25 protein-coding genes are annotated in these 20,928 nt (G+C 67.3%); 12 read left to right on the top strand and 13 right to left on the bottom strand.

Features of this window, described 5'->3' with window-relative positions:
- Nucleotides 1–170 precede the first annotated feature (170 nt).
- Entirely contained in the window at nucleotides 171–392 is a 222-nt protein-coding gene (locus Q8814_RS08065) for a hypothetical protein (protein ID WP_330151494.1), read from the top strand.
- Between the two features lie 26 nt (nucleotides 393–418).
- Here the strand turns inward: Q8814_RS08065 and Q8814_RS08060 are convergent, their stop codons facing one another.
- The 3 genes from Q8814_RS08060 to Q8814_RS08050 all read right to left on the bottom strand — a co-directional run bounded on the left by Q8814_RS08060 (nucleotide 419) and on the right by Q8814_RS08050 (nucleotide 2,464).
- Entirely contained in the window at nucleotides 419–1,285 is an 867-nt protein-coding gene (locus Q8814_RS08060) for a PPK2 family polyphosphate kinase (protein ID WP_330151493.1), read from the bottom strand.
- A gap of 70 nt (nucleotides 1,286–1,355) precedes the next feature.
- Complete coding sequence (locus Q8814_RS08055; RefSeq protein ID WP_330151492.1) at nucleotides 1,356–1,706, bottom strand: DUF4873 domain-containing protein; 351 nt, start codon at nucleotides 1,704–1,706, stop codon at nucleotides 1,356–1,358.
- Nucleotides 1,707–1,741: 35 nt separating this feature from the next.
- Nucleotides 1,742–2,464 (bottom strand): TetR/AcrR family transcriptional regulator, encoded by a 723-nt coding sequence (locus tag Q8814_RS08050; RefSeq protein WP_330151500.1) that lies wholly within the window; start codon nucleotides 2,462–2,464, stop codon nucleotides 1,742–1,744.
- A gap of 158 nt (nucleotides 2,465–2,622) precedes the next feature.
- Between Q8814_RS08050 and Q8814_RS08045 the strand changes: the two genes are divergently transcribed.
- From Q8814_RS08045 to Q8814_RS08020, 6 genes are all read left to right on the top strand, one after another.
- The gene (locus Q8814_RS08045; RefSeq protein ID WP_408015857.1) at nucleotides 2,623–3,894 is read left to right on the top strand and encodes a DUF445 domain-containing protein; all 1,272 of its coding nucleotides are present in this window, start codon (nucleotides 2,623–2,625) and stop codon (nucleotides 3,892–3,894) included.
- 61 nt (nucleotides 3,895–3,955) lie between these two features.
- Complete coding sequence (locus Q8814_RS08040; protein ID WP_408015856.1) at nucleotides 3,956–4,471, top strand: helix-turn-helix domain-containing protein; 516 nt, start codon at nucleotides 3,956–3,958, stop codon at nucleotides 4,469–4,471.
- Nucleotide 4,472: 1 nt separating this feature from the next.
- Complete coding sequence (locus Q8814_RS08035; protein WP_330151490.1) at nucleotides 4,473–5,348, top strand: heparin-binding hemagglutinin; 876 nt, start codon at nucleotides 4,473–4,475, stop codon at nucleotides 5,346–5,348.
- 93 nt (nucleotides 5,349–5,441) lie between these two features.
- Nucleotides 5,442–5,732 carry a DUF2516 family protein gene (locus Q8814_RS08030; protein WP_330151489.1) on the top strand — a complete coding sequence of 97 codons (291 nt, stop codon included), beginning with the start codon at nucleotides 5,442–5,444 and terminating at the stop codon, nucleotides 5,730–5,732.
- A gap of 101 nt (nucleotides 5,733–5,833) precedes the next feature.
- Complete coding sequence (locus tag Q8814_RS08025) at nucleotides 5,834–6,766, top strand: AurF N-oxygenase family protein (protein ID WP_330151488.1); 933 nt, start codon at nucleotides 5,834–5,836, stop codon at nucleotides 6,764–6,766.
- 84 nt (nucleotides 6,767–6,850) lie between these two features.
- Nucleotides 6,851–7,906 (top strand): alpha/beta fold hydrolase, encoded by a 1,056-nt coding sequence (locus Q8814_RS08020; protein ID WP_330151487.1) that lies wholly within the window; start codon nucleotides 6,851–6,853, stop codon nucleotides 7,904–7,906.
- A gap of 24 nt (nucleotides 7,907–7,930) precedes the next feature.
- On the opposite strand, the gene purU is transcribed toward Q8814_RS08020, so the two are convergent.
- The 3 genes from purU to Q8814_RS08005 are packed head-to-tail and all read right to left on the bottom strand — an operon-like array spanning nucleotide 7,931 to nucleotide 10,288.
- Nucleotides 7,931–8,818, bottom strand: coding sequence for a formyltetrahydrofolate deformylase (gene purU, locus Q8814_RS08015; protein ID WP_330151486.1), 888 nt, complete (start codon nucleotides 8,816–8,818; stop codon nucleotides 7,931–7,933).
- Between the two features lie 57 nt (nucleotides 8,819–8,875).
- Nucleotides 8,876–9,727, bottom strand: coding sequence for a class I SAM-dependent methyltransferase (locus Q8814_RS08010; protein ID WP_330151485.1), 852 nt, complete (start codon nucleotides 9,725–9,727; stop codon nucleotides 8,876–8,878).
- A gap of 9 nt (nucleotides 9,728–9,736) precedes the next feature.
- On the bottom strand, nucleotides 9,737–10,288 hold the full coding sequence (locus Q8814_RS08005; protein WP_330151484.1) for a GNAT family N-acetyltransferase: 552 nt from the start codon (nucleotides 10,286–10,288) through the stop codon (nucleotides 9,737–9,739).
- 65 nt (nucleotides 10,289–10,353) lie between these two features.
- On the opposite strand from Q8814_RS08005, the gene deoC reads away from it, so the two are divergent.
- A complete protein-coding gene (deoC, locus tag Q8814_RS08000; RefSeq protein ID WP_330151483.1) occupies nucleotides 10,354–11,019 on the top strand; it encodes a deoxyribose-phosphate aldolase in 666 nt (221 codons plus the stop codon).
- Nucleotides 11,020–11,029: 10 nt separating this feature from the next.
- Here deoC and Q8814_RS07995 read toward each other — a convergent pair whose 3' ends face one another.
- Entirely contained in the window at nucleotides 11,030–11,782 is a 753-nt protein-coding gene (locus Q8814_RS07995) for an LmeA family phospholipid-binding protein (RefSeq protein ID WP_330151482.1), read from the bottom strand.
- Between the two features lie 102 nt (nucleotides 11,783–11,884).
- Between Q8814_RS07995 and Q8814_RS07990 the strand changes: the two genes are divergently transcribed.
- The gene (locus Q8814_RS07990) at nucleotides 11,885–12,502 is read left to right on the top strand and encodes a type IV toxin-antitoxin system AbiEi family antitoxin domain-containing protein (RefSeq protein WP_330151481.1); all 618 of its coding nucleotides are present in this window, start codon (nucleotides 11,885–11,887) and stop codon (nucleotides 12,500–12,502) included.
- Nucleotides 12,503–12,518: 16 nt separating this feature from the next.
- Here the strand turns inward: Q8814_RS07990 and Q8814_RS07985 are convergent, their stop codons facing one another.
- Genes Q8814_RS07985 through Q8814_RS07975 form a run of 3 tightly spaced genes read right to left on the bottom strand, consistent with a single transcriptional unit; the run spans nucleotide 12,519 to nucleotide 14,364 of the window.
- Complete coding sequence (locus Q8814_RS07985) at nucleotides 12,519–13,295, bottom strand: class I SAM-dependent methyltransferase (RefSeq protein WP_330151480.1); 777 nt, start codon at nucleotides 13,293–13,295, stop codon at nucleotides 12,519–12,521.
- 7 nt (nucleotides 13,296–13,302) lie between these two features.
- The gene (locus Q8814_RS07980; RefSeq protein ID WP_330151479.1) at nucleotides 13,303–13,803 is read right to left on the bottom strand and encodes a DUF2505 domain-containing protein; all 501 of its coding nucleotides are present in this window, start codon (nucleotides 13,801–13,803) and stop codon (nucleotides 13,303–13,305) included.
- Nucleotides 13,804–13,860: 57 nt separating this feature from the next.
- Nucleotides 13,861–14,364, bottom strand: coding sequence for a DUF2505 domain-containing protein (locus tag Q8814_RS07975; RefSeq protein WP_330151478.1), 504 nt, complete (start codon nucleotides 14,362–14,364; stop codon nucleotides 13,861–13,863).
- A gap of 23 nt (nucleotides 14,365–14,387) precedes the next feature.
- On the opposite strand from Q8814_RS07975, the gene Q8814_RS07970 reads away from it, so the two are divergent.
- Nucleotides 14,388–15,482: a UDP-N-acetylmuramate dehydrogenase gene (locus tag Q8814_RS07970; RefSeq protein WP_330151477.1), complete on the top strand. Its 1,095-nt coding sequence runs from the start codon at nucleotides 14,388–14,390 to the stop codon at nucleotides 15,480–15,482.
- A 6-nt stretch (nucleotides 15,483–15,488) separates the two neighbouring features.
- Here Q8814_RS07970 and Q8814_RS07965 read toward each other — a convergent pair whose 3' ends face one another.
- Complete coding sequence (locus Q8814_RS07965; RefSeq protein WP_330151476.1) at nucleotides 15,489–16,562, bottom strand: DUF2804 domain-containing protein; 1,074 nt, start codon at nucleotides 16,560–16,562, stop codon at nucleotides 15,489–15,491.
- A 113-nt stretch (nucleotides 16,563–16,675) separates the two neighbouring features.
- The gene (locus Q8814_RS07960; RefSeq protein ID WP_330151475.1) at nucleotides 16,676–17,425 is read right to left on the bottom strand and encodes an SDR family oxidoreductase; all 750 of its coding nucleotides are present in this window, start codon (nucleotides 17,423–17,425) and stop codon (nucleotides 16,676–16,678) included.
- A gap of 113 nt (nucleotides 17,426–17,538) precedes the next feature.
- Between Q8814_RS07960 and Q8814_RS07955 the strand changes: the two genes are divergently transcribed.
- Both Q8814_RS07955 and Q8814_RS07950 read left to right on the top strand, forming a co-directional pair.
- Nucleotides 17,539–18,237: a TetR/AcrR family transcriptional regulator gene (locus tag Q8814_RS07955; protein ID WP_330151474.1), complete on the top strand. Its 699-nt coding sequence runs from the start codon at nucleotides 17,539–17,541 to the stop codon at nucleotides 18,235–18,237.
- A gap of 318 nt (nucleotides 18,238–18,555) precedes the next feature.
- Nucleotides 18,556–19,860, top strand: a complete 1,305-nt coding sequence (locus Q8814_RS07950; protein WP_408015858.1) for an ROK family transcriptional regulator — start codon at nucleotides 18,556–18,558, stop codon at nucleotides 19,858–19,860.
- 35 nt (nucleotides 19,861–19,895) lie between these two features.
- Here Q8814_RS07950 and Q8814_RS07945 read toward each other — a convergent pair whose 3' ends face one another.
- Nucleotides 19,896–20,927, bottom strand: a complete 1,032-nt coding sequence (locus Q8814_RS07945) for a tocopherol cyclase family protein (protein ID WP_330151473.1) — start codon at nucleotides 20,925–20,927, stop codon at nucleotides 19,896–19,898.
- Nucleotide 20,928 lies beyond the last annotated feature (1 nt).

The following is a 20,928-nucleotide window of genomic DNA, read 5'->3' as shown; positions in this document are numbered from 1 at the left end:
GGTGAATTCCTGACGGCCCGGTTCACGGTCCTGCCGCCCGTCGCGCCGGGACCGTGACGCTGCAGGAAGACCCGGTTTCGCGCTGCCTGACGGCCACCTTGTGACCTGCGCCACTTGACGGTACCGTCGGCATCACCGAACGACGTTGTCTTCGGGGAAGGAGAACGGCTATGAAGCTCAACCTCTTCGCCGCCTGGTCCGGATACACATTGGCGCTGGTCGCAATCGCCACCCTCGCCATGACACTGTTCGCTGCCGGCTCCGGGAATTCGGGATACGCCCTCCTCGGCGGTTTGGCGGTCGTGGCGGCCGTCGCAATCGCCGTAGGGATGGTCGTCACGACCATCCATCGCGATCACAAGAGGCATATGGACACGCCTCACCTCTTCTGATCAGGCGCTCGACGGGCCGGATCCTCTCAGGATTCGGCCAGTCGTCGTTTCTCCACCTCGATATCGAAGGTGGGCGCCGGCCAATCGAGATCGAGACCCTCGAGCGCCTCGATGAGGAGTTCGGTCACGGCGATGCGGCTGTACCACTTGCGATCGCACGGCACGACGTACCACGGTGCGTAGTCGGTGCTGGTCTTGTCCAGCATGTCCTGGTAGGCGTCCTGGTAGGCGGGCCACAGTGGGCGCTCGGACACATCGTTCGGATTGTATTTCCAATGCTTGTCGCGGCGTTCGAGTCGCTCGCGCAACCGCTTCTTCTGCTCGTCGAGCGAGACGAACATCGCGACCTTGACCAGGACCGTCCCCGTGCCGACGATTTCGTGCTCGAACTGGTTGATCTCGTCGTAGCGTTTGCTCCACACACTTTCCGGTACGAGATTGCGGACCCGCGCGACAAGGACGTCCTCGTAATGGGAGCGGTCGAAGACGCCGAGTTGCCCGCCGCGCGGAAGTGCCTTGGCGATGCGCCACAGGAAATGGTGTCGTTTCTCTTCGGGGCTCGGCACACCGAACGCGGCGTGATCGACGCCCTGAGGATCGACGTGGCCGACCACGTGCCGCACCATTCCGCCCTTGCCGGCGGTATCCATGCCCTGCAGGATCAGTAGAACCGCCCGATTGTCCCCGGTCCGGCCACAGGCGTAGAGCATTTCCTGCAGATCCGACAGCACCCCGCCGCGTTCCTCGAGCAACCGTTCGCCGAGCGCCTTGTCGCCGTCGAAACCCGGTGTGCCGTTCGCGTCGAGATCCGCGACACGGTTGTGGTCTCCGGCGCGCAGGGCCTCGATCACCGGCGTGTGCCACGGCATCGCGTCGGTCGTGTCGTCGTCCATGGCAACGAGCGTGCCACAGGGAGGGGACCTCGGATCCGATAATCGATGGCCCGGCGGCTGTGGCAAGGGATCAGGGGGTCAGCGTTTCGTAGGGCGGTGGCGAGGTGCCGTCCACCATATGGCTGCCCCACAGGTCGATCTCGCTGATCCGCGCGGTCGCGGACACCGGGCCGGTCCCGTCCGGACGGGGCACCGCGATTGTCAGTTCGGTACCCGGAGTCAACGAAGTGCCGGACGGGAGGGCGACGTTCAGCTTGCGGAGCCTGCCGCGCCACAGGTGGCGGCCACGTATCGGGTCGAACCGGCCGGACAGTTCGATGTCGATCGTCGCGGTGGTGCCGTGCACCGTGATCTCGGCCGGGCCGCGATATCCGCCAGCCTCATCGTCGGGTCCGGGCGATGTCTCTACGTCCTCGGGCATGCTCCGAGATTACACGTAACTGTAGGTTACGGAAACTATGGCCGAGCGTTCTCCGCAAGAAGAGGATGGGGCTGCGACCTGAACCTGCCCGGCGAGCCGGCGGCTCCCGCGATCCCGGTTATTCCGCCCCACACCATCATCGTCAGGTAATCGATGAGATCCTCGGCCGTCATCGATTTGTTCGAGATCCACCAGTGCGTCGCCAGCTGGATCGCGCCGACGATGCCGTACGCCCACGGCACCGAACCCCCGGAATCCATTTCGAGCAGGCGCAGACGTTCGCCGAGAACGGTGGCGACCAGTTCCGCGATCATCCGCTCGGAATCGGCGACCACGTCACGGTTCGCCGACGCGCTGTTCGTCATGACGTAGAGGTACACCTCGGGATCCTCGGCGACGGTCTCGACGTAGGCGGAAATCGCAACCCGTGTCAGCTCGTATTCGCCGAGATCCTCCGCGACCGCTGCATAGATCCGCGGTGCCAGGATCTTCTCGACGTACCGCATCATCGTCGCGGTCGTCAGATCGTTCTTGTCGGTGAAGTACCGGTACAGCACGGTCTTCGAGACGCCGATCTCCGCGGCGATCTCGTCCATGCCGATGTCGTGGCCGCGGGTCCGGATCGCGGTGATCGTGCCGTCGACGAGTTCTTCGCGTCTCGCGATCTTGTGCTCGTGCCACCTCCGCTTGCGACCATCCTGTTTGGTGACTGCGGTCGGCGCTGCGGCGGCAGCGGGCGGGGAGGTCGTCTCGGGCAGACTGTTGCTGGACACTGGGTGGCACACATCCGTTCGGGGTCGATCGTCGGCTCAGTCTACGGTGAGCGTTGTCTCGCTGCCGAGTGTCCCCGGCCCAGGTCACTGCCGACCGATCGTCTCCTCCCGAGTTCCGACCGGGCGGATCAACTTTCGGCACAATGGGTCGAGTGCAGTTCATGAGTATCGACGACGACGTCAAGCGCCGGGACCTTCGTCGAATGAAGACGCTTGCCACCGGTTTCCTGGTCGTAGCGGCCATCATCTATCTGTTCTGCCGTTGGCAGGAGTCGCAGGGCGCGGGAGCGTGGGTCGGGTACGTGCGGGCCGCGTCGGAGGCCGGCATGGTCGGTGCCCTCGCGGACTGGTTCGCCGTGACCGCGCTGTTCCGTCATCCGATGGGCATCCCGGTGCCGCACACGGCGATCATCAAACGGAAGAAAGATCAGCTCGGTGCGAGCCTGAGCTCGTTCGTCGGCACCAACTTCCTCGCTCCCGACGTGGTCTCCGCCAAGGTCGAATCCGCGCAGATTCCGCTGCGCCTGGGCACGTGGATGGCCGAGCCGCGACACGCCGCACGGGTCGCGAAGGAGACCTCGACGATCCTGCGGGGCGTCGTGAACGTCCTGCGTGAGGAAGACATCCAGCAGGTCATCGACAACACGATCGTGAAGCGGATCGCGGAACCGGAATGGGGTCCCCCGATCGGCCGGGTGCTCGCCGAACTCATCGACGAGAACCGCCATCTCCCCCTGATCGACATGCTCGCCGAGCGCGCGCACCAATGGGCGCTGGGAAGCCAGGAAACGATCGACCGGATCATCATGCGCGACTCGCCGTCGTGGTCGCCGAAATTCGTCGACCAGATGCTCGGCGAGAAGATCCACCGCGAGCTCGTCGAGTTCACGTGGAAAGTGCGTTCGAACCCGGACCACGAGGTGCGGCTCGCCGCCAACAAGTTCATCGCCGATTACGCGCGCGACCTCCAGCACGACCCGGTGACGATCGCGAAGGCAGAGAAGGTCAAGGCCGAGATCATGGGTCGTGACGAAGTCACTCAACTCGCGGCGGCCACGTGGCGCACCGCGAAGCGGATGATCCTCGACTCGGTGGACGATCCGAACAGCACTCTTCGGGCGAAGGTGGCCGAGAACGTCATGCACTTCGGAATCCGGATGCGGGAGGACCGCGAACTGCGCGCCAGGCTCGACGGCTGGCTCCTCGACGGCGTACGTTTCATCGCTGCGAACTATGCGGACGAGATCACCTCGGTGATTCGCGAGACCGTCGAGCGGTGGGACGCAGAGGAGGCGAGTCGCAAGATCGAGCTGGCCGTCGGACGGGATCTGCAGTTCATCCGAATCAACGGCACCGTGGTGGGATCGCTGGCCGGACTGGCCATCTACACGTTCTCCGAGCTTCTGTTCGCGTGAGTCCACTCACTCGCTAGCTAAGTGCTTGCTGTAGCTAGCACTCGCGCGTACGCTTGAAGGCGTGTCCACGAACCCAGATCCGAGTCTTCCGGCCGAGAAGCCGGAAACGACCGGGCACGACGCGGGGCCCGGAGATCTCGCCGCACGTGTGGTGAACTCCGCGGCTCAGGACATCGGCAGCTTCATTCGCTCGCAGCGAGAGGCCGCGCAGGTGTCGCTGCGGCAACTGTCGCAACTGGCAGGTGTCAGCAATCCGTACCTGAGCCAGATCGAACGGGGCCTCCGTAAGCCGTCGGCCGAAGTGCTCGCACAGATCGCCAAAGGACTCCGGATGTCCGCCGAGGTGCTCTACGTGCGGGCCGGAATTCTCGAGCAGCGGCCGCAAAGCGCAGCGCGCGATGCCCTGCTCGCCGACACTGTGATCACCGAGCGGCAAAAGCAGGTTCTGCTCGACATCTACGACTCGTTCTGTCGCGAGAACGAAGCTGTCCGAAACGAACCGGCGCTCGGGGATCGTGCCGATCGTCAGCACGACGCCGACTCCCGGCAAGACACCAACTTCGACGAGGAGAACTGACATGACCGATCCGAATGCTGCCCTCCGAACCTCGCTGTACGCGGCCGTCGGCGCCGGTGACGCTGTTGTACAGGCCGTCGCCGACGTGGTTGCCAAGGCGCGACAGCGCGCCGAGGCCACCCAGACCGACGTCACCGAACGCGTGGAAACCGCGCGCGAGCGCTTTGTCGCCCTGCCGGCCGACGTGACCGAAAGCGTCGAAACTCTCCGCGAGCGGCTTGCCGACCTGCCGGCGGAACTGCCCGAGGAGCTCGCGGAACTCCGGGAGAAGTTCAGCGCCGAAGAACTGCGGAAGGTGGCCGAGGCCTACCTCAAGGTGGCTTCCGACCTCTACACCGCACTCGCCGAACGTGGCGAGGAAACCATCGAGCGCCTGCGTAAGCAGCCCGCCGTCGAAGAGGGCATCGGCCGCGCCGAGGCAGTCTTCGGCGACGCCGTCGATCTCACCGAGGATGCGCTCGGCACTGTCGCTCGGCAGACCCGCGCCGTCGGCGAGCAGGCCGCGAAGTTCGCGGGTCGTGCCGCGGGCCGCATCTCCGAAACCGCGGAGGAAACCGGCGCAAGCATCAGCGACGCCGGCGACAAGGCCGCACAGCGAGTCCGTGAACTCGGTGAACAGGCCGACGATGCAGGTGAGCAGGCCGCCACGCGCGTCGAGGCTGCGAAGTCCGACGTCGAGAAGGCTGCAGCGGATGCAACCGACAAGGTCGAATCTGTGAAGGCTCCGTCCGCATCGGCCCCTGCGCAGCCGGCTCCCGCGAACGCTCCGGCCAAGAAGGCTGCCCCCGCGGCCAAGACACCGGCGAAGACTCCGGCGAAGAAGGCTCCGGCCAAGAAGGCGACGCCGGCGACGCCGCGCAAGTCCACCGACAGCTGACAGCGCTCGCACGATTCGAGCACGGCGGGGCCTCCCGCAGCAATCGACTCCCGCGCAACTTTGCGCGGGAGTCGATTCTCGTAGACTGGTGCAGTGACGAATGTCGATTCTCTCGCCGGATTGATCATCCTTGCTCTGCAGATCGTGGCGATCGCCGGAGCCGGGTTCGCGCTGTTCCATGCGGTCCGCCAGCCTGCAGAGGCATTTCCTGCAGTGGACAAGCTCACCAAGCCGGTCTGGCTCGGCATCCTCGTGGCGGCGCTGCTGGTGCTGCTGCTGCTCGGCGCGGTGGGTCTCCTGGGCATCATTGCGGTCGTAGCGGTCTGTGTGTATCTCGTGGACGTACGGCCGCGCGTCGAGGAGGTGCAGCGACCCCGCTGGTGAGGCGGCCGGCGGCGGCGCCGTGGCGACGACACACTTGACAAGTGTGATCCAGATAATGACACTTCGGGTAACGGGTAATTTCCGAATCGAGGTGATCGGCCATGACGCTCACCCGTACCAACCGCACCGAGAGTCCCGCTCCCCGTGAGGGCGTGCAGGACGACCGGCAGGACGCCGCGCAGCGACTGCTCGACTCCGCAGCACGTAGGTCCTACGATCCGCTGTTCGAAATCGACTGGGCTGCTCCCATCCCGGCCGACAAGTACGGCATGACCCCCGAATGGTGCAGTCTCTACGGCACCGAACTGTGGGAACGCATGTCGGAGGACCAGCGGATCACCCTCACCAAGCACGAGGCTGCCAGCATCGCCGGCACCGGGATCTGGTTCGAGCTGATCCTGATGCAGATGCTCGTCCGAGAGCTCTACCAGCACGATCCGTCGACACCCTACGTCCAATTCGGACTGACCGAGATCGCCGACGAATGCCGCCACTCCACGATGTTCGCGCGGTCGGCGCAACACTTCGGGATCCCCTCCTACCGGCCCAAGCGCTGGATCCGGGAAAGCGGACGCCTGTTCAAGGCGGTGGCCGGCGGCGCTCTCGCATTCGGCGGCACACTGTTCGCCGAGGAAATCCTCGACATGATGCAGCGCGACTTCATGCGCGATGAGCGTGTCCAGCCCATCACCCGCACCGTCAGCCACATCCACGTCGTGGAGGAGTCGCGTCACATCCGCTACGCCAGGGAGGAAACCGCACGCCGAGCACGCCACGCATCGCGACTGCAGCGCGCGTGGGTCCGTCTGCATCTCGGCGTCAGCGCATACTTCGTCGTCACGAGCCTCGTCAACGACCGGGTATACGAGGCGGCCGGACTCGATGTCGCCGAGGCGAAGGCCGCTGCCCGCGCCAACACGCACTACCACGACAGGTTGCGCCGGGGATCGCGGCGGACCGTCGAATTTCTCGACGAAGTGGGCCTCATCGGCGGGCCGTCGACGCTGCTGCTCCGCAAGGCGCATGTCCTCTAGTCGTTTGCACGCGGTCGGTCGCGCGCAGGGCGGTGCCGCCGGTGCCGCATATCCGAACACGAAGGTCACAGGAGAACACGAATCGTGAAGAAGCCGTCCGGTAGAACGTCCTTGCTCGTAGTCGGGGTGATCGTCCTCGTAGGCGCGGCGATCGGCGTGGCCGCGAGCCGCCGGCGGCGGCGCCGCACCGTCGTACACACGAAAGGCGCGGCACCTCACGAACTGCTCACCGAGCCTGCGGCCGAGGCCGAAACCATCGAAATCACCGCCGGCGACGGAGCGAAACTTCACGTCCGGGCATACGGAGACCCCGACGCGCCGCCACTCGTGTTCAGCCACGGCTGGACCTGCAGCGCCGCGTACTGGACCCCGCAGATCAACGCCTTCGCGGACGACTACCGCGTCGTCGTATACGACCAGCGCGGGCACGGCGACAGCGATGCGGGTTCCCGGAAACTGGGAGCCGACGTCCTCGCCGACGACCTCGCAGCCGTCCTCGACGCGACGGTGCCCGCCGGACGCAGGGCAGTGCTGGCCGGACACAGCATGGGCGGCATGAGCATCATCGCGTGGGCCGAGAAGTATCCCGAGCAGGTGAACGAGAAGGTGGCCGGAGTGCTGCTGGCGAGCACCGGCACCGACAGCCTCGTCGCCCATTCGGCGGTGATCCCGTTACCGCAGCGATTCCCGAGAGTCCCGGTGCCGGTGGCCCGGCCGCTCATGGGCGCGACCGTGCCGCTGGCGCCGTCGCGGGTGACGACCCGCGCCCTGCGGTACATCGCACTGTCCCCGTCGGCGACCACGGAGGAAGTCGCGTTCTGCGAGAAGATCGTGCTCGGTTGCCCGCCCCGCACCCGAGGTGGATGGGGAGCCGCGCTGAGCGCCATCGACATTCGCGAGGGCCTCGCCAATCTCACGGTGCCGACCACGGTGCTCGTCGGTACCGCGGACAGGCTCACCCCACCCGTACATGCGCATCGCCTCGCCGCAGGCCTCGAAGATGCCGGGAACCTCGAACGCCTCGTGGTGCTCGAGGGGGTCGGGCACATGAGTTCGGTCGAGGCGATCGACCGGGTCAACGACGAACTGCGGCACCTTCTCGAAGGTGCGGACGCACCCGCCCACAGCAAGGCCGGCTGAGGAGCCGGTCGGCCGGACGCCGGGTCAGCTGAACACCACGGTCTTGCTGCCGTGTACGAGGACACGATCCTCGAGATGCCAGCGCAGACCCCGTGAAAGGACGATCTTCTCCACGTCCCGGCCCTGCCGCACCATGTCGCTCACGCTGTCGTTGTGACTGACGCGGATGACGTCCTGCTCGATGATGGGGCCCTCGTCCAGATCGGGGGTCACGTAGTGGCAGGTCGCGCCGATCAATTTCACGCCGCGCGTGAATGCCTGATGGTAGGGGCGTGCGCCGATGAACGACGGCAGGAAGCTGTGGTGGATGTTGATCGCGCGGCCCGCCCAGTGGTTGCACAGTTCCGGCGGCAGGATCTGCATGAAGCGGGCCAGCACCACCGCGTGCGGGTCGTGCGCGTCGACGAGCTTGCGAACCTGCTCGAAGGCCGGGCCGCGTTCGGCGGGGTCCTTCGGGAAAGACACGTAGTGGTAGTCGATTCCGTGCCGACGCGCGACCGGCTCGAGTCCGCGATGGTTGCCGATGACGGCACACACGTCGGCCTCGAGTTCGCCGGCCGCGACACGGCCGAGGAGGTCGTGCAGGCAGTGCGCCTCCTTGCTGACGAGCAGCACCACCCGCTTGCGCCGTCCGGTGTCGGCGAGACGCCACTCGGTTTCGGGACCGAGATCCTTCGCGACCACCGAGAACTTCTCGCGTAGTTCTTCGATCCCGGACGGAATCGACGACGCCCGCACCGCCTGGCGAGTGAAGAACCAGCCACTGTCCTGGTCTGCGTGGTACGCGGCCTCGACGATCGAACCGCCCACCTCCGCCAGGAACGTCGAGATCCGGGCGACGATACCCGTGCTGTCCGGGCATCCGAGGGTCAGAACGTAGCGGCGATCATCGGCGGAGGTAGCGAGCGTCATAGGCCCGATTGTGTCAGGTACCGGCACACCCCACGCTTCCGGTCGGGACGGCGTGGATCAGACGGTTGCCGGTGGTCGACGCACCGTCGCAGTGCCGACGAGAGTGGTCGCGTCGATCGTGTGGATGCTCCGGGCCGTGATTTCGTCGGCGATGTCGCGCCGCACCGCGTCGATGCCCTCGGCGTCGAGCCCTGACAACAGCGCGCGCAGTCCGGTAGCCATCACGAAGTTCCAGCACAGTTCGGCGGTCGCCGGTAACAGGTTCGACAGCGTGCGGACCTCGACGGAATGGGTGCCGGCGGCGGCGAGCCACGCTTCGAGCGTGGGCGGAGTGCTGATGGCGCGCCACGGGCTGTCCTTGCCTGCGTGCTGCCCGTCGGCGAGACGGGGGGAGTGTCTGGACGCGACATCGAATGCGAGTTCGGTGAACCGGTCGATTCCATCCGCCCGCCACACCGTGACACCCACACGACCTCCGTTCCGGACGAGTCCTACGAGGCGAGCGAACGCACTGTCCATGTGGGGGAGGAAGAACACACCGTAGGAGATCGCCAGGGCGTCGTACCCGGCGGCAGGCACGTCCGACGGGGGCTCCCACGTGGTGACGTCGGCACAAACGAAGTCGATGTTCTTCAGGGCGCGTTGCTCCGCGACGAGGCGGCCGCATTCGAGCAGATTTCCGGCGACGTCCACGCCGTGTACCCGTCCGTTCGGACCGACCGCGGCTGCGGCCGGTAACGCGGACGCGCCCGTGCCGCAGCAGGCGTCGAGCACGCGGTCGTCGGGACGCACACCGAGCTGGAAGACCAGTGCCTGACCCGCGGGCCCCCACACCGTGGGCGTGAGCGCATCGAAGTCGCCGCTCACCTCGTCGAACGTGCGCGCGAGCTCGGACGTGTCGTCGGGCATGGCTCGACCCTACGGGATCTCGTAGAACGGTGCGGCATAACGGAACTCGCCTCTCAGGTCGGGGCGGTACGCGGTGAGGGCGCGGGCCTGGAGATGCGACCCCCACTCGGGCACGTCCACGGTGATGCCGAGTTCGGCAGCGGGAACGAATCCGAATCGCGGGTAATACCCGAGATGGCCGAGCAGAACGATCACGGATTCGTCGAGCGCATCGGCTGCCCCGAGCACTGCATGCATCAACGCAGACCCGATGCCGGTGCGCCACCGGTCGGGCACCACCCCGATCGGCCCCAGTGCCAGTACCGGCTCACCGGACAGATCGGCTCGGCTCGCACACACGTGACCTACGACCGAGCCGGAGGAGTTCTCGGCGACGAGCGAGAGCGGTGGCAGCCACGCCGAGGCTGTGCTCGCTCCCGCCCCGCCCGATCCCGCGCGCAACGCGTCGACCAGTCCGGGCTCGACAGGTCCGCGCCCGGGTGGAGCGACGGATGCGAACGCCGCGCGATGCACCTCGGCGATCGCGTCGTGGTCGGACGGGTGTTCCCGGCGAATCAGCACAGTTGCAGTCTGGTCGTGCACTCGTGGCACGGACAACCTGATTTCCGGTATGGAAAGCTGACGTCATGCCGGACACCGCACTCACCCGCGCTCACGTCGCTGCGATGGTCGACCACACCCTCCTCAAACCCGAGGCGACCTCCACGGACGTGCGTGGCCTGGTCGACGAGGCACGTGACCTCGGCGTCTACGCCATCTGTGTCTCTCCCTCGATGTTGCCGGTGCGTGCCGAGGGGGTGCTGGTGGCGACCGTGGTCGGGTTCCCGTCCGGCAAGCATCACTCCCTGATCAAGGGCGCCGAAGCCCGTCTTGCCGTCGACCAGGGCGCGCGCGAGATCGACATGGTGATCGACGTCGGCGCCGCGGTCTCGGGCGACTACAACGCCGTACTCGCCGACATCCTCACGGTGCGTGAGGCCATCGGATTCGATCCGGTGCTGAAAGTGATCCTCGAATCCGCGGCGCTGTCCGACGATGCGATCGTCGAGGTGTGTCGTGCCGCAGAGCAGGCCGGGGCCGACTTCGTCAAGACCTCCACCGGTTTCCATCCCTCCGGCGGCGCGTCGGAACACGCGGTGAAGTTGATGGCCGGCACCGTGGGAGGGCGACTCGGCGTCAAGGCCAGCGGCGGAATCCGCACCGCGGAGGCCGCGGTGGCGATGATCGAGGCCGGCGCGACCCGCCTCGGGTTGTCCGGCACCCGGGCTGTACTCGACGGGCTACCGCGGTGAGCGCCGGCCGCTAGCCGATCAGGCTGCAGGAAGACTGCTGCTGCTGTTGCACCTGGCCCTCCGGAGCCTCCGGCAGCACGAAGCGGCCGCCCTCGAGCGTCAGCTGCACGCTCGAGTCGGTGACATCGACGGAGGTGGCCTGCATCCCGAGCGGGTACTGCTGCAGCCCGGCCGTGAGAATCTGCACGACCCCGTCGACGAGGGCAGTGGGCAGGCCGATGCCCAGGATCGTGGCGTCCGTGGTCTCGACCGTGATCAGGCCGTCGGTCACCACCGGCCGCGCGGTGAACTCGGCCAGACCGTTGCCGCCGACGGTGAACTTCAGCGTTCCCGCGGCCTCGTCTGCGGTCACGTCGGTGACCAGACTTCCCACCGGCTGGTTCTGTACGGTCGCGAGAATGCCGCTCGTGGGCCACTCGACCTCGGCGCTCGAACTGCCGATCGTGCCGGCGCCTTCCGCGGAGTCGCGCAGATCGACATCGTGAACCGACGCGTGCACCTGCATCTGCTGGGCCGGACCGAAGGCGGTGTCGTCGCTGTCGAGGACCACCGACGGCACCTGCTTGTCGAGCAACTGGAGCAACACGGGCTTCCAGCTGAGGTCGACATCGACCCCGGTACCGAGTTCGCTTTCGAACGATTGGGCCAGGCAGGTGGTCGCCCGGTTGCGGGCGTACACCTCCGCGCCGACGAGAACGGCGACAAGTGCGGCGACGAGGAGAACGGCGATCGTGACGAGAGGACTGCGCTTCCGTTGCGTCATATGTGCGATTGTTCCCGAGAACCCTGAGGAAGCTCTGAGCGCGACATATCAACTACCTCAATTATGTGAGGTATGACACACCGATTCGGTACTGTTGGCGTCATGACAGGCTGGACGGATTCCGGGTACGACGCATCCGGGCAGGCGGATGCCGACGGGCTGCTGCGGCGTCTCGCCGCCACGCAGGCCGGATTCTTCACTGCTCGCCAAGCGATCGGGCACGGTGTGCCCGCCGACGATTTCGCCGCCCGGATCGAAGCGGGCCTGTGGGTACGTGTCGAGCACGACCTCTTCCGGCTCAGCGACAGCCCGGTGACGAAATTCGACGAGCTCGCACAGTGGTGCGCGTGGTACGAAGGCACCGCGGTCGTGTCGCATCAGAGCGCCGCCGACCTGCACGGCATGGGGCATCTGCAACCGAGATTCCTGCACCTGTCGACCGTCGATCAGCGCACAGTGCCCAGCAACCGGCTCGCCCTCCACCACCGGACCCTCTCGGCCGGAGACTCCGAAATGGTGGGGTGCTTCCGCATCACCACACCTGCGCGCACCGCCGTCGACCTCGCGGCCGGTGGTGTGTCGCAGGAGGTGCTCGACGAACTGGTCGGCGACGCCCTCGCGCTCGGCCGTGTCGACCCCGAACAGTTGCACGCCGCGGTTGTGAATCAGCCCGCCGCGGTCGCCGACCGCATCGAACTGGCGCTGCTCGCGGCCGATTGATCTTCCCAGGGTCTACTCACCGGGGTTCGACGGCGCTCCACGGAACGGTGAGCACACAGTCGCGCATGCGGCGTCGCTGTTGCTGGACGGGCACCCCATGGGCGCGCAACAGATCGAGTGTGACCCGCCACCGCACACGGGGACCGAAGGCCGCGTGCGGCGCCGACATCGCCCACGCCCGGTCCGCCGTCCGCAGCAGGTCGTGGATCCGTTCGCCCGGAACATTGCGGTGGATCAGGGCCTTCGGTAGGCGCTCGGCGAGATCGGACGGAACATCGACGTGAAACGGGTTCCACGCCAACGTCAGGCTGCGTGGACCGTGCTCGTCGAGCAGCACCCACGCGCAGCGCCGGCCCAGCTCGTCGCACGTGCCGTCGATCAGCAACCCACCCGCCGCCAGACCGCCGCGCAACCGCTCCCACGCCGCCGGCACGGCCTCCTCCGGGTACTGCCGCAGCACGTTGAAAGCCCGGATGAGAACCGGACGTAAACCGGCCAGCTCGAAACCGCCACGGGCGAACACGACCCCGTCCCGGTCGGGCACCACCCGCTCCGGATCGATCTCGAGACCGACCATCCGCAGATCCGTACGCACCGTACGCAGCCGAGCGGCCAATTCGAGGGTGGTCACCGGCATCGCGCCGTAACCGAGGTCGACGACGAGCGGGTCGACGGCATCGGTCAGGGCACGTGCCACATCGGCACTGTGCACCGCCCAGCGGTCACTACGCCGCAATCGATTGACCCCGGTGGTGCCACGGGTGATGACACCGACCGGGTGCTTGTCGCGCACCCCCGGGCTACTGTCGCGCGAGCCAGTCGGCGGTGATCGCCGCTTCGGTGCGGAACACGTCGAGCAGATTGGTGAGAATAAGTTCTTCGAGCTTGCCGCCCACGAACGGCAGGTGGACCCTCGCCTCCGACGCCGTGCGCAGAGTAGACCCGTCCTCGCTCGTGAACAGCTCCATCTTGCCGGTGAGGCTGCCGGGGCCGGCCGGAATCGACGCCTCGTACCGGCCGGTCGCCCGATCGGCGAACGGCCCGTACGACTCCTTACGCGTGATCACCATGTCTTTCTTGATCACCGTCTGTGCGATATCCGGCAGAGCCGAACGCGGGATGACGTGGTGCAACACCAGATAGATGCCGTGCTCGGTGACGGAGAGATCCTTGACGTGGTTCTCCGAGTACTTGCGCATCTCCGCCATCCGGGCATCCCAGTGAGCGGGGTCGGACAGCGCTGCATACACCCGCTCCGCAGGGTATGGGAAGCGGGCGGAGTACTCGATACGGCGCGCCACGACAGGCCAGGCTACCGCGCGGAGCCGGACGGGAGGAAATCGCCGCCGGTCTCGCGCCTACCGGGACCCGCTCAACCACTGCGCCGTGAATGCCTGCTCGTTGCCGAACAGGCCGACGAGTTCGTCGACGATCATCCCTTCGACCTTGGAGCCGAGAAACGGAATCTTCACCTCGACGTCACCCTCGATCACCACGAACGAGCCACCGGCGTCCGGCGCGAGACCGAGCGCTCCCTCCGCCTTGCCCGGCATCCCGTCGACGCGCGCGGAAAACCTGCCCATTGCACGGTCGCCGTCGAGTGCTCCCCAGCTTTCGTGCCGGTGGATGACGAGATCGCCGGGCCGGATGCTCGTAACGATGCTCGGCAGATGCTCCGCGGGAATGGCCTGCGTCATGTGCAGGTCGATCGTGCCGGGACCCGGTGTGATGTCTTCCACCGTGGCCGCGGGTCCGCCGATCTCGGCGAGTCGATGATGCCAGTACTGAGGGTCGACGAACGCCGCGTGCACCTTCACGGGTGGAAACGAGTAGTGCGCCGAGTGGTCGATAGGGCTGCCCATACCGGGCACGCTACCGTTTGCTGGTGCTTGATCCACGTATCAGGGCCCGGCTCGCCGACGCGGGAGCCGCGATGTCCGAGCAGGTGCCGCTGTCGACACTGACGACCCTCCGGCTCGGCGGGCCCGCCCGAGTCCTTGCCGAGTGCGCCACCACCGATACCTTGATCGATGTCGTGCGGCTCCTCGACACCGAAGGCGTACCCAACCTCGTGCTGGCCGGAGGCTCCAACCTCGTGATCGGTGACGCCGGGTTCGACGGGGTCGTCGTCCGCGTCGCGACCACGGACATCGACCTCACCGAAACCACAGTGCGCGCCGACGCCGGCGCCGTGTGGGACGACGTCGTCGCGCGTACCGTCGCCGCGGGACGCGGCGGCATCGAGTGCCTCTCGGGCATCCCCGGATCGGCCGGTGCGACGCCCGTGCAGAACGTGGGTGCCTACGGCGTCGAGGTCGGAACGGTACTGCGCAGAGTCCGGTTGCTGGATCGACGCACCGGCGACGACCACTGGGTGGAACCCGACCGGCTCGGTCTCGGTTACCGCACGAGCGTGCTCAAGCACTCCGACGCCGCGCTCGTCCTCGAGGTGGAACTCGACGTGCGGCCCGACGGGTCCAGTGCCCCGCTCGGCTACCGCGAGCTCGCGGCGGCCCTGGGAGCGGAAGAAGGGGAGCGCCGACCGGCGTCGCAGGTGCGTGAGCACGTGCTCGCCCTCCGTCGGAGCAAAGGCATGGTGCTCGACTCCGGCGACCACGACACGTGGAGCGCCGGATCGTTCTTCACGAATCCGGTCGTGCCGGACGACGAGCTGCCCGCGGTGCTCGCGGCCGTCGCGGCACGGGTCGGAGACGACGTACGGATTCCGCAGTTCCCGGCAGAAGCGGGCACGAAGCTCTCCGCGGGCTGGCTCATCGAACGCGCGGGATTCTCGAAGGGCTTCCCCGGCGACCACGCACCGGCCAGGCTGTCGACGAAACACACGCTGGCGCTGACCAACCGCGGCTCCGCCTCCACCGCAGACCTGATTGCGCTCGCGCGGGAAGTGCGGGACGGCGTCGAGGATGCGTTCGGTGTGCGCCTCCATCCCGAGCCGGTGACGGTGGGTTGCGTCATCTGACCGGCCCTACCAGCGGTTGCGAACTTCCTCTGCGAACCCGAGCAGGTTCTCGATGTCGAGGCGGGTTCCGTCGTCGAGCAGGACGAAACCCGTGAAGCGCCCGAAGACCTGGTGCTGGGTCGAACGCAGGACGAGTGCGTCGACGTCGGCCGCGCGGTCCAGGATGGGGGCGAACGTCATCTCGAATCGGCCGTCGTTGCTGGTGAACTGCCACGGTGCATCGACGTAGGTGTCGCGCGGTCGATGGAAGTGGACGCGGTCGAGCTTGTGCGCGACACCGTTGTGGAAGAGCATGTTCTCGCTCGCGGCGCTCGTATCACCGAATCCGTAGCCGATGTTGAACCCGAACGGGACACCGTTGTGCAGCCCGGAGGCCGACGCCCAGTACCACGTGTTGTCGTACGTCCACACGCCACGACCCCAGTCGAACACGCCGAAGGCGCTCGACGGCTCGAACCGATATGTCCGATCACCGACCGTGATGTCCCCGGACGCGGGCAGGCAGTTGATCTTCTGGTTGTAGTAGAACGCCTTCGGTGCATGCGGGAAGGGCGTCGCGATCACCATCCGGTCCGATTCCGGCGCCGTCAGCAGCAGTTCGCCCGACAGTCCTCGACCACCGTCGAAACCGGGATGGTCGACGGTCAGCCGCCGGCCTCCGGGCACATGACGGTATTCGATCCGGAGGCCGCCGTGACGAACGACCACGTCCCCGCTGTCCGCGCTTGCCGGCATCCGCATCCGGCCCAGAGGCAGCGGAATCATGGTGTCGGCGGTGACTTCGCATCGTGCGGCGAGGTCGAGCCGGCTGACCCCGAGCAACCCCATATATCCGTTGTCGGCGACCGTCAGCGCGATGCCGTACGGGCCCGCGGGCCTGCCGGCAGTGGTGCCGTCGGACAGGGGATCGTCGGAAAGAACGTCGGAAAGAACACAGTAGTAGTCCCATTCCTTGATTCGCAGACGTGACGCAGCGATTTGCGCTCGGTCGTAGGTGCGAATCTCACTGGTGCTCCAGCCGGGCCGGTCGAGGCGACCGCGGTCGTCGAACAGGGGGCCGGGGGTAAGGCGCTGCTGCATACCTGGCGAGAGTACTTATCGGTCGGTCTCTTTCCGATCTCTCACCCGGCGGCGCCGCAATCCCGGCCGGCACCCGTCCGGAAACAACGACGAGCGCAACCGCGCCGCGGCGATCATCCGGTGGTGCGGTGGAAGCGGCTCGGCGCCGCCTGGTCGCGCGGCGCGACGATGATCTGGTCGAGGTTCACGTGTGCCGGCCGTGACGCGACGAAACCGATGATCTCGGCGATGTCCTGCGCAACCAGCGGTGTGATGCCCTCGTACACCGAATCCGCGCGCTCCTGATCGCCGGCGAACCTGACCAGCGAGAACTCGGTCTCCACCGCGCCCGGCGCGATCTCCGTCAGCCGGACCGGCTGCCCGAGCAACTCGCCGCGCAGCGTCCGGTGCAGCACAGCTTGCGCGTGCTTGGCGGAGGTGTAGCCCGACCCGTTGTCGTAGGCATGGAATGCGGCGACCGACGTGACGGTGACGATCAGCCCGTCGCCCGACTCGATCAGCTTCGGGAGCAGGGCCTTGGTGATGCGCAGCGTGCCGAGAACATTCGTCTCCCACATCCAGCGCCAGTCGTCGAGATCCGCTTCGGCGACGGGGGCCAGGCCCTTGGCGCCACCCGCATTGTTGACGAGGACATCGACACGGGGCAGCACGGTGGTGAACGCGGTGACGGAGTCCTCGTCGGTGACATCCAACTCCAATGCGGTGCCGCCGATTTCGTCGGCCAGCGCCTGAAGTCGGTCGAGGCGTCGTGCGCCGACCACGACGTGGTAACCCTGCGCCGCGAGGGTCCGCGCCGTGGCCTCTCCGATGCCGGACGAAGCGCCGGTGACGACGGCGATACGGGAGTCGCTGGAAATGCTCATGGCGACGATCCTAGGAGCAGCCGTCCGGGTACGCGTGTCGATCATGGTTCTACGCTGCCGGAGCGTCCGTGCCGATCTGCGGATCCCTGCTACCGGAACTAGTCTCGAACTCTATGACAGCGGCGCGAGGGCGTTACATCTCCGGCGAGCAGACCAGGACCCGGCTGGTCGAAGCTGCCGAGCGCCTGTTCGCACGGCGAGGCTACGACGGGGTGACCCTCGCCGAGATCAGGAAGACCGCCGGCCAGCACAACTCGTCGGTGATCGGGTACTACTTCGGTACCAAAGAGGGCCTGCTCCGTGCGGTGTTCTCGCACCGGCTGCCCGCGGTGAACGAGGAGCGGGACGCGATGGTGGCGCGCTTGACGGTGGCGAAGGGCGAGCTGTCGACACGGGACGCGCTGTGGACAATCGCCCTGCCGTTGGCGCACACCATAGGACGGGGAAACCACTACGTCGCCATGCTCAACCAGCTGATCAACAGGGACCAGCTCGCCGAGCACTACACCGCGGCAGATCCCGCGGTCACCGCGGGTGGACGCGCCGCCTACATCGCCCTGAAGGAGTCGATCACCCACCTACCCGACGACGTCCTGAATCAGCGCCTCCTCCTGGTGTACGCGAGTATCGTGCGGAGTCTTGCCCGGTTCGACGCTGACGGCACGCCACCCGATCAGGGTGAACTGTCGGCACTCGTCGACGCGTGGGAAGCCCTTCTGCTCGCACCGATGTCGCCCGAAACAGTGGGCTCCCGCCGCGGGATCGGTGAGTCCGCAATTCGGAGAGTCGGCGGTGATTTCCCCGCCGGTTGAGGAGAACCCACACCACGGTTAGCCTTCACCCATGTCGTCGACCGGAGGAGCTGCCCCGCGCGTCACCTACGTGACTGCCGCGCTGGGATCCCGGCTGCCTCTGGCACGCGAACTTTGTTGTCGCAACTGCGGAAAGTAACTCCGCGCCGAACTCGATCCGCCCGACGGATCTCATTCCCCGATGCATGTGCGTTGTGGTGTTCGGCGTGTCGATCCCATGTCATGCCCCTGTCTCCTGCGGCCGTTCTCGCGGTCGGGACTGCAAGGAATCGCGCTGTGCCAACACCCGCCCTGTCCACCCCTGCCGTCACGCGTGCGCTGCCTCGCGCCGCGCTTCCCGGCACCGCCCTGCCTCGCACCGCCTCGGCCCGGCCTGCGCCGGGACGGACTCGTCCCACGACGCGGCGCCCCGTGTCACAAGCTTTGATCGTTCCGCCCGAGTTACGGATCGCCGATGGTGCCGGAGCCTCGGTATTTCGTGCCGCAGCGCATCGCGGCCCGGTCCCGCGCGACACCATCGCCGAGATCACCGGGCTCAGTGTCGCGACCGTCAACCGCCAGGTCTCCGCGTTGATCGCGGCGGGATTGCTCCGTGAACGGCCCGACCTCGTCGAGCCCGGTGCGGTGGGGAGGCCACGCGTTCCGGTCGAGGCCGATCACGAACGCTATCTGACGATCGGCATCCACATCGGCGCCGTCACCACGGGAATCGTGGCGAGCGATATTCGTGGTCGCATCATCGGCGCCGTCGGAATCCCCACTCCGAACGGAGACCAGAGCATCGCGCTGTCGTCCATCACGGCAAGTGCACGGGCCTTCTCATCACGCTGGCACCGCCGCACCCCGCTGTGGGCCGGTGTCGCGCTCGGCGGCCGGGTCGACTCGGTCACCGGCATCGTCGACCACGTTCGACTGGGGTGGAAGGGGGCGCCGGTCGGTGCTGTGATCGGAGGTGGGCTGGGTCTGCCCGTGTCGGTGGCGGCGCACGTCGAGTCGATGGCCGCTGCCGAACTGCTACTGGCTCCGGACCGCGATGCCGCCGAGGCGACCGGCACGAGCCTGTACTTCTATGCCCGTGAAACCACCGGTATCGCAATTACTTTCGATGGCAAGGTGCATACCCCGGCGGGTGGTCCCGGGTCCGTCTCCCACCTGCCCACCGGATCATCCGCGGCGTGCCCGTGCGGCGGCACCGGATGCCTCGAAGCGACCGTGAGCGACCAGGCCGTCGTGCAACGTGCCCGTGCCGCGGGTCTGTTCGACGCGAGCGACGCCACGCGGCGTGCCCCCACGATCCAGGCGTTGTACAAGGTCGCGCACGACGGCTCCCGGCCGGCCCGAGAGCTGCTGGTGGAAAGAGCCGAGGTACTCGGTCGCACCGTCGCGATGCTCCGCGACCTGTTCAACCCGGACCGGGTCGTCCTCGGTGGCCAGGCCTTCACCGAGTATCCGGCCGGGGTGCCCCACGTCGCGCAGGCTTTCGCCCGGGCGTCGACCCTTCCGCGGAAGGACGTGCGCATCAGCGGATTCGGGAACCGAGTGCAGGCCCACGCGGCCGGTGCCGTGTCGCTCGCTTCGCTGTACGCCGACCCACTCGGCGCCGTACGCCGGGCACGAACCTGATGTTCGCGGTCGGCCGCGGGGGGGTGCCGACTCGATCACGACGTCACGGGGGCGCCGTCCGTTGCGTCCGGGGCCGCCCATCGCCGGTCCAGTTCGGCCCGGGCCCGGTCGAGCCCGCCGTGCTCGAGCGCTGCCAGCGAGGATTCGTCCGCCCAGACCAGCCGGCCGCGTTCGTGAACGGTGACGCTCATCGACCCCGCCAGGTGTTCGATCGACCCGGCCACGTTGCGGCGCTCCCCCGGCAACGGCACGGGCAACACGTGGGCGGAGCCGAGCGGGGCGCTCGCCGAGATCTCGACGCTCCATCGGCTGTTACGGCCCCGCAGCGACCACGTTTCGTCGGTGACGCGGGCCCGCACCGGCGAGGTGACAGGGTTGCCCAGCCGCAGCACCCGGCCGTCCGGCAGGGCAACCACCACTGCGGTCACCTCGGTGTGCAGCGGCCCCGAATGTATCCGGCCGCCCGCGAACGCGACGCATGCGTCGGGGTCGGCGAAGCCCTGGGCCTGACCCCACCACCACGATTCGGGGAAACCGCCGCGGCCCCAGTTCTTTTCGCAGTACACGTGGGCGCCGTCGAGGTTCCACTTCTCGTCGCCCAGAATTGCGTGCCCCTCGGCGCGTCCACCGAGCAGCCACGGATGCCAGTACTGGTTCAGCGCCGGGACCGTGTGGAACACACTCGAGCCGCCGAAACGGCGGCGCGGCCAGGGCCGGGTGGGCGAGACACGCACGTTCAATTCGGCGTCCGATCCGAGGTTCATACACACGCGGTCGGCGCCGGCGCTGAAGGCGGTTCCCGCGGTGGCGCCGAGCCGGGCGGGGTGGGCGAAACCTTCCGGATGTGCTGCGGTGCGGAGGAATCCGTTGGGGGCGGCGGCCAGACCCAACGTGGCCCAATGGCCGTCGGATGCGCGATTGACCCCACACAGGGCGATGACGACGCGGCCGCTGTCCGGCTGGGTGAAGCGCCAGAAGTAACCCTCCATCGCCACTCCGTGGGCGACCAGCGGATTTCCGAACGGCAGGTCTGCGCCGCTCTCGCGATAACGGGTGTACAGGGACATG

Source organism: Rhodococcus chondri (assembly GCF_036327435.1).
Classification (GTDB): domain Bacteria; phylum Actinomycetota; class Actinomycetes; order Mycobacteriales; family Mycobacteriaceae; genus Rhodococcus; species Rhodococcus chondri.
This window is presented reverse-complemented; position numbering and strand designations above follow the sequence as displayed.

What these genes read in the sequence shown, in the direction of transcription:
- Q8814_RS07945 (WP_330151473.1), bottom strand. Translation starts at nt 20,927, where the DNA reads ATGTCCCTGTACACCCGTTATCGCGAGAGCGGCGCAGACCTGCCGTTC.
- Q8814_RS07965 (WP_330151476.1), bottom strand. Translation starts at nt 16,562, where the DNA reads ATGCAGCAGCGCCTTACCCCCGGCCCCCTGTTCGACGACCGCGGTCGC.
- purU (WP_330151486.1), bottom strand. Translation starts at nt 8,818, where the DNA reads ATGACGCTCGCTACCTCCGCCGATGATCGCCGCTACGTTCTGACCCTC.
- Q8814_RS07995 (WP_330151482.1), bottom strand. Translation starts at nt 11,782, where the DNA reads ATGACGCAACGGAAGCGCAGTCCTCTCGTCACGATCGCCGTTCTCCTC.
- Q8814_RS07955 (WP_330151474.1), top strand. Translation starts at nt 17,539, where the DNA reads ATGACAGCGGCGCGAGGGCGTTACATCTCCGGCGAGCAGACCAGGACC.
- Q8814_RS07975 (WP_330151478.1), bottom strand. Translation starts at nt 14,364, where the DNA reads ATGGGCAGCCCTATCGACCACTCGGCGCACTACTCGTTTCCACCCGTG.
- Q8814_RS08045 (WP_408015857.1), top strand. Translation starts at nt 2,623, where the DNA reads ATGGGTCGAGTGCAGTTCATGAGTATCGACGACGACGTCAAGCGCCGG.
- Q8814_RS07990 (WP_330151481.1), top strand. Translation starts at nt 11,885, where the DNA reads ATGACAGGCTGGACGGATTCCGGGTACGACGCATCCGGGCAGGCGGAT.
- Q8814_RS08035 (WP_330151490.1), top strand. Translation starts at nt 4,473, where the DNA reads ATGACCGATCCGAATGCTGCCCTCCGAACCTCGCTGTACGCGGCCGTC.
- Q8814_RS08010 (WP_330151485.1), bottom strand. Translation starts at nt 9,727, where the DNA reads ATGCCCGACGACACGTCCGAGCTCGCGCGCACGTTCGACGAGGTGAGC.
- deoC (WP_330151483.1), top strand. Translation starts at nt 10,354, where the DNA reads ATGCCGGACACCGCACTCACCCGCGCTCACGTCGCTGCGATGGTCGAC.
- Q8814_RS08055 (WP_330151492.1), bottom strand. Translation starts at nt 1,706, where the DNA reads ATGCCCGAGGACGTAGAGACATCGCCCGGACCCGACGATGAGGCTGGC.
- Q8814_RS08060 (WP_330151493.1), bottom strand. Translation starts at nt 1,285, where the DNA reads ATGGACGACGACACGACCGACGCGATGCCGTGGCACACGCCGGTGATC.
- Q8814_RS08025 (WP_330151488.1), top strand. Translation starts at nt 5,834, where the DNA reads ATGACGCTCACCCGTACCAACCGCACCGAGAGTCCCGCTCCCCGTGAG.
- Q8814_RS08065 (WP_330151494.1), top strand. Translation starts at nt 171, where the DNA reads ATGAAGCTCAACCTCTTCGCCGCCTGGTCCGGATACACATTGGCGCTG.
- Q8814_RS07960 (WP_330151475.1), bottom strand. Translation starts at nt 17,425, where the DNA reads ATGAGCATTTCCAGCGACTCCCGTATCGCCGTCGTCACCGGCGCTTCG.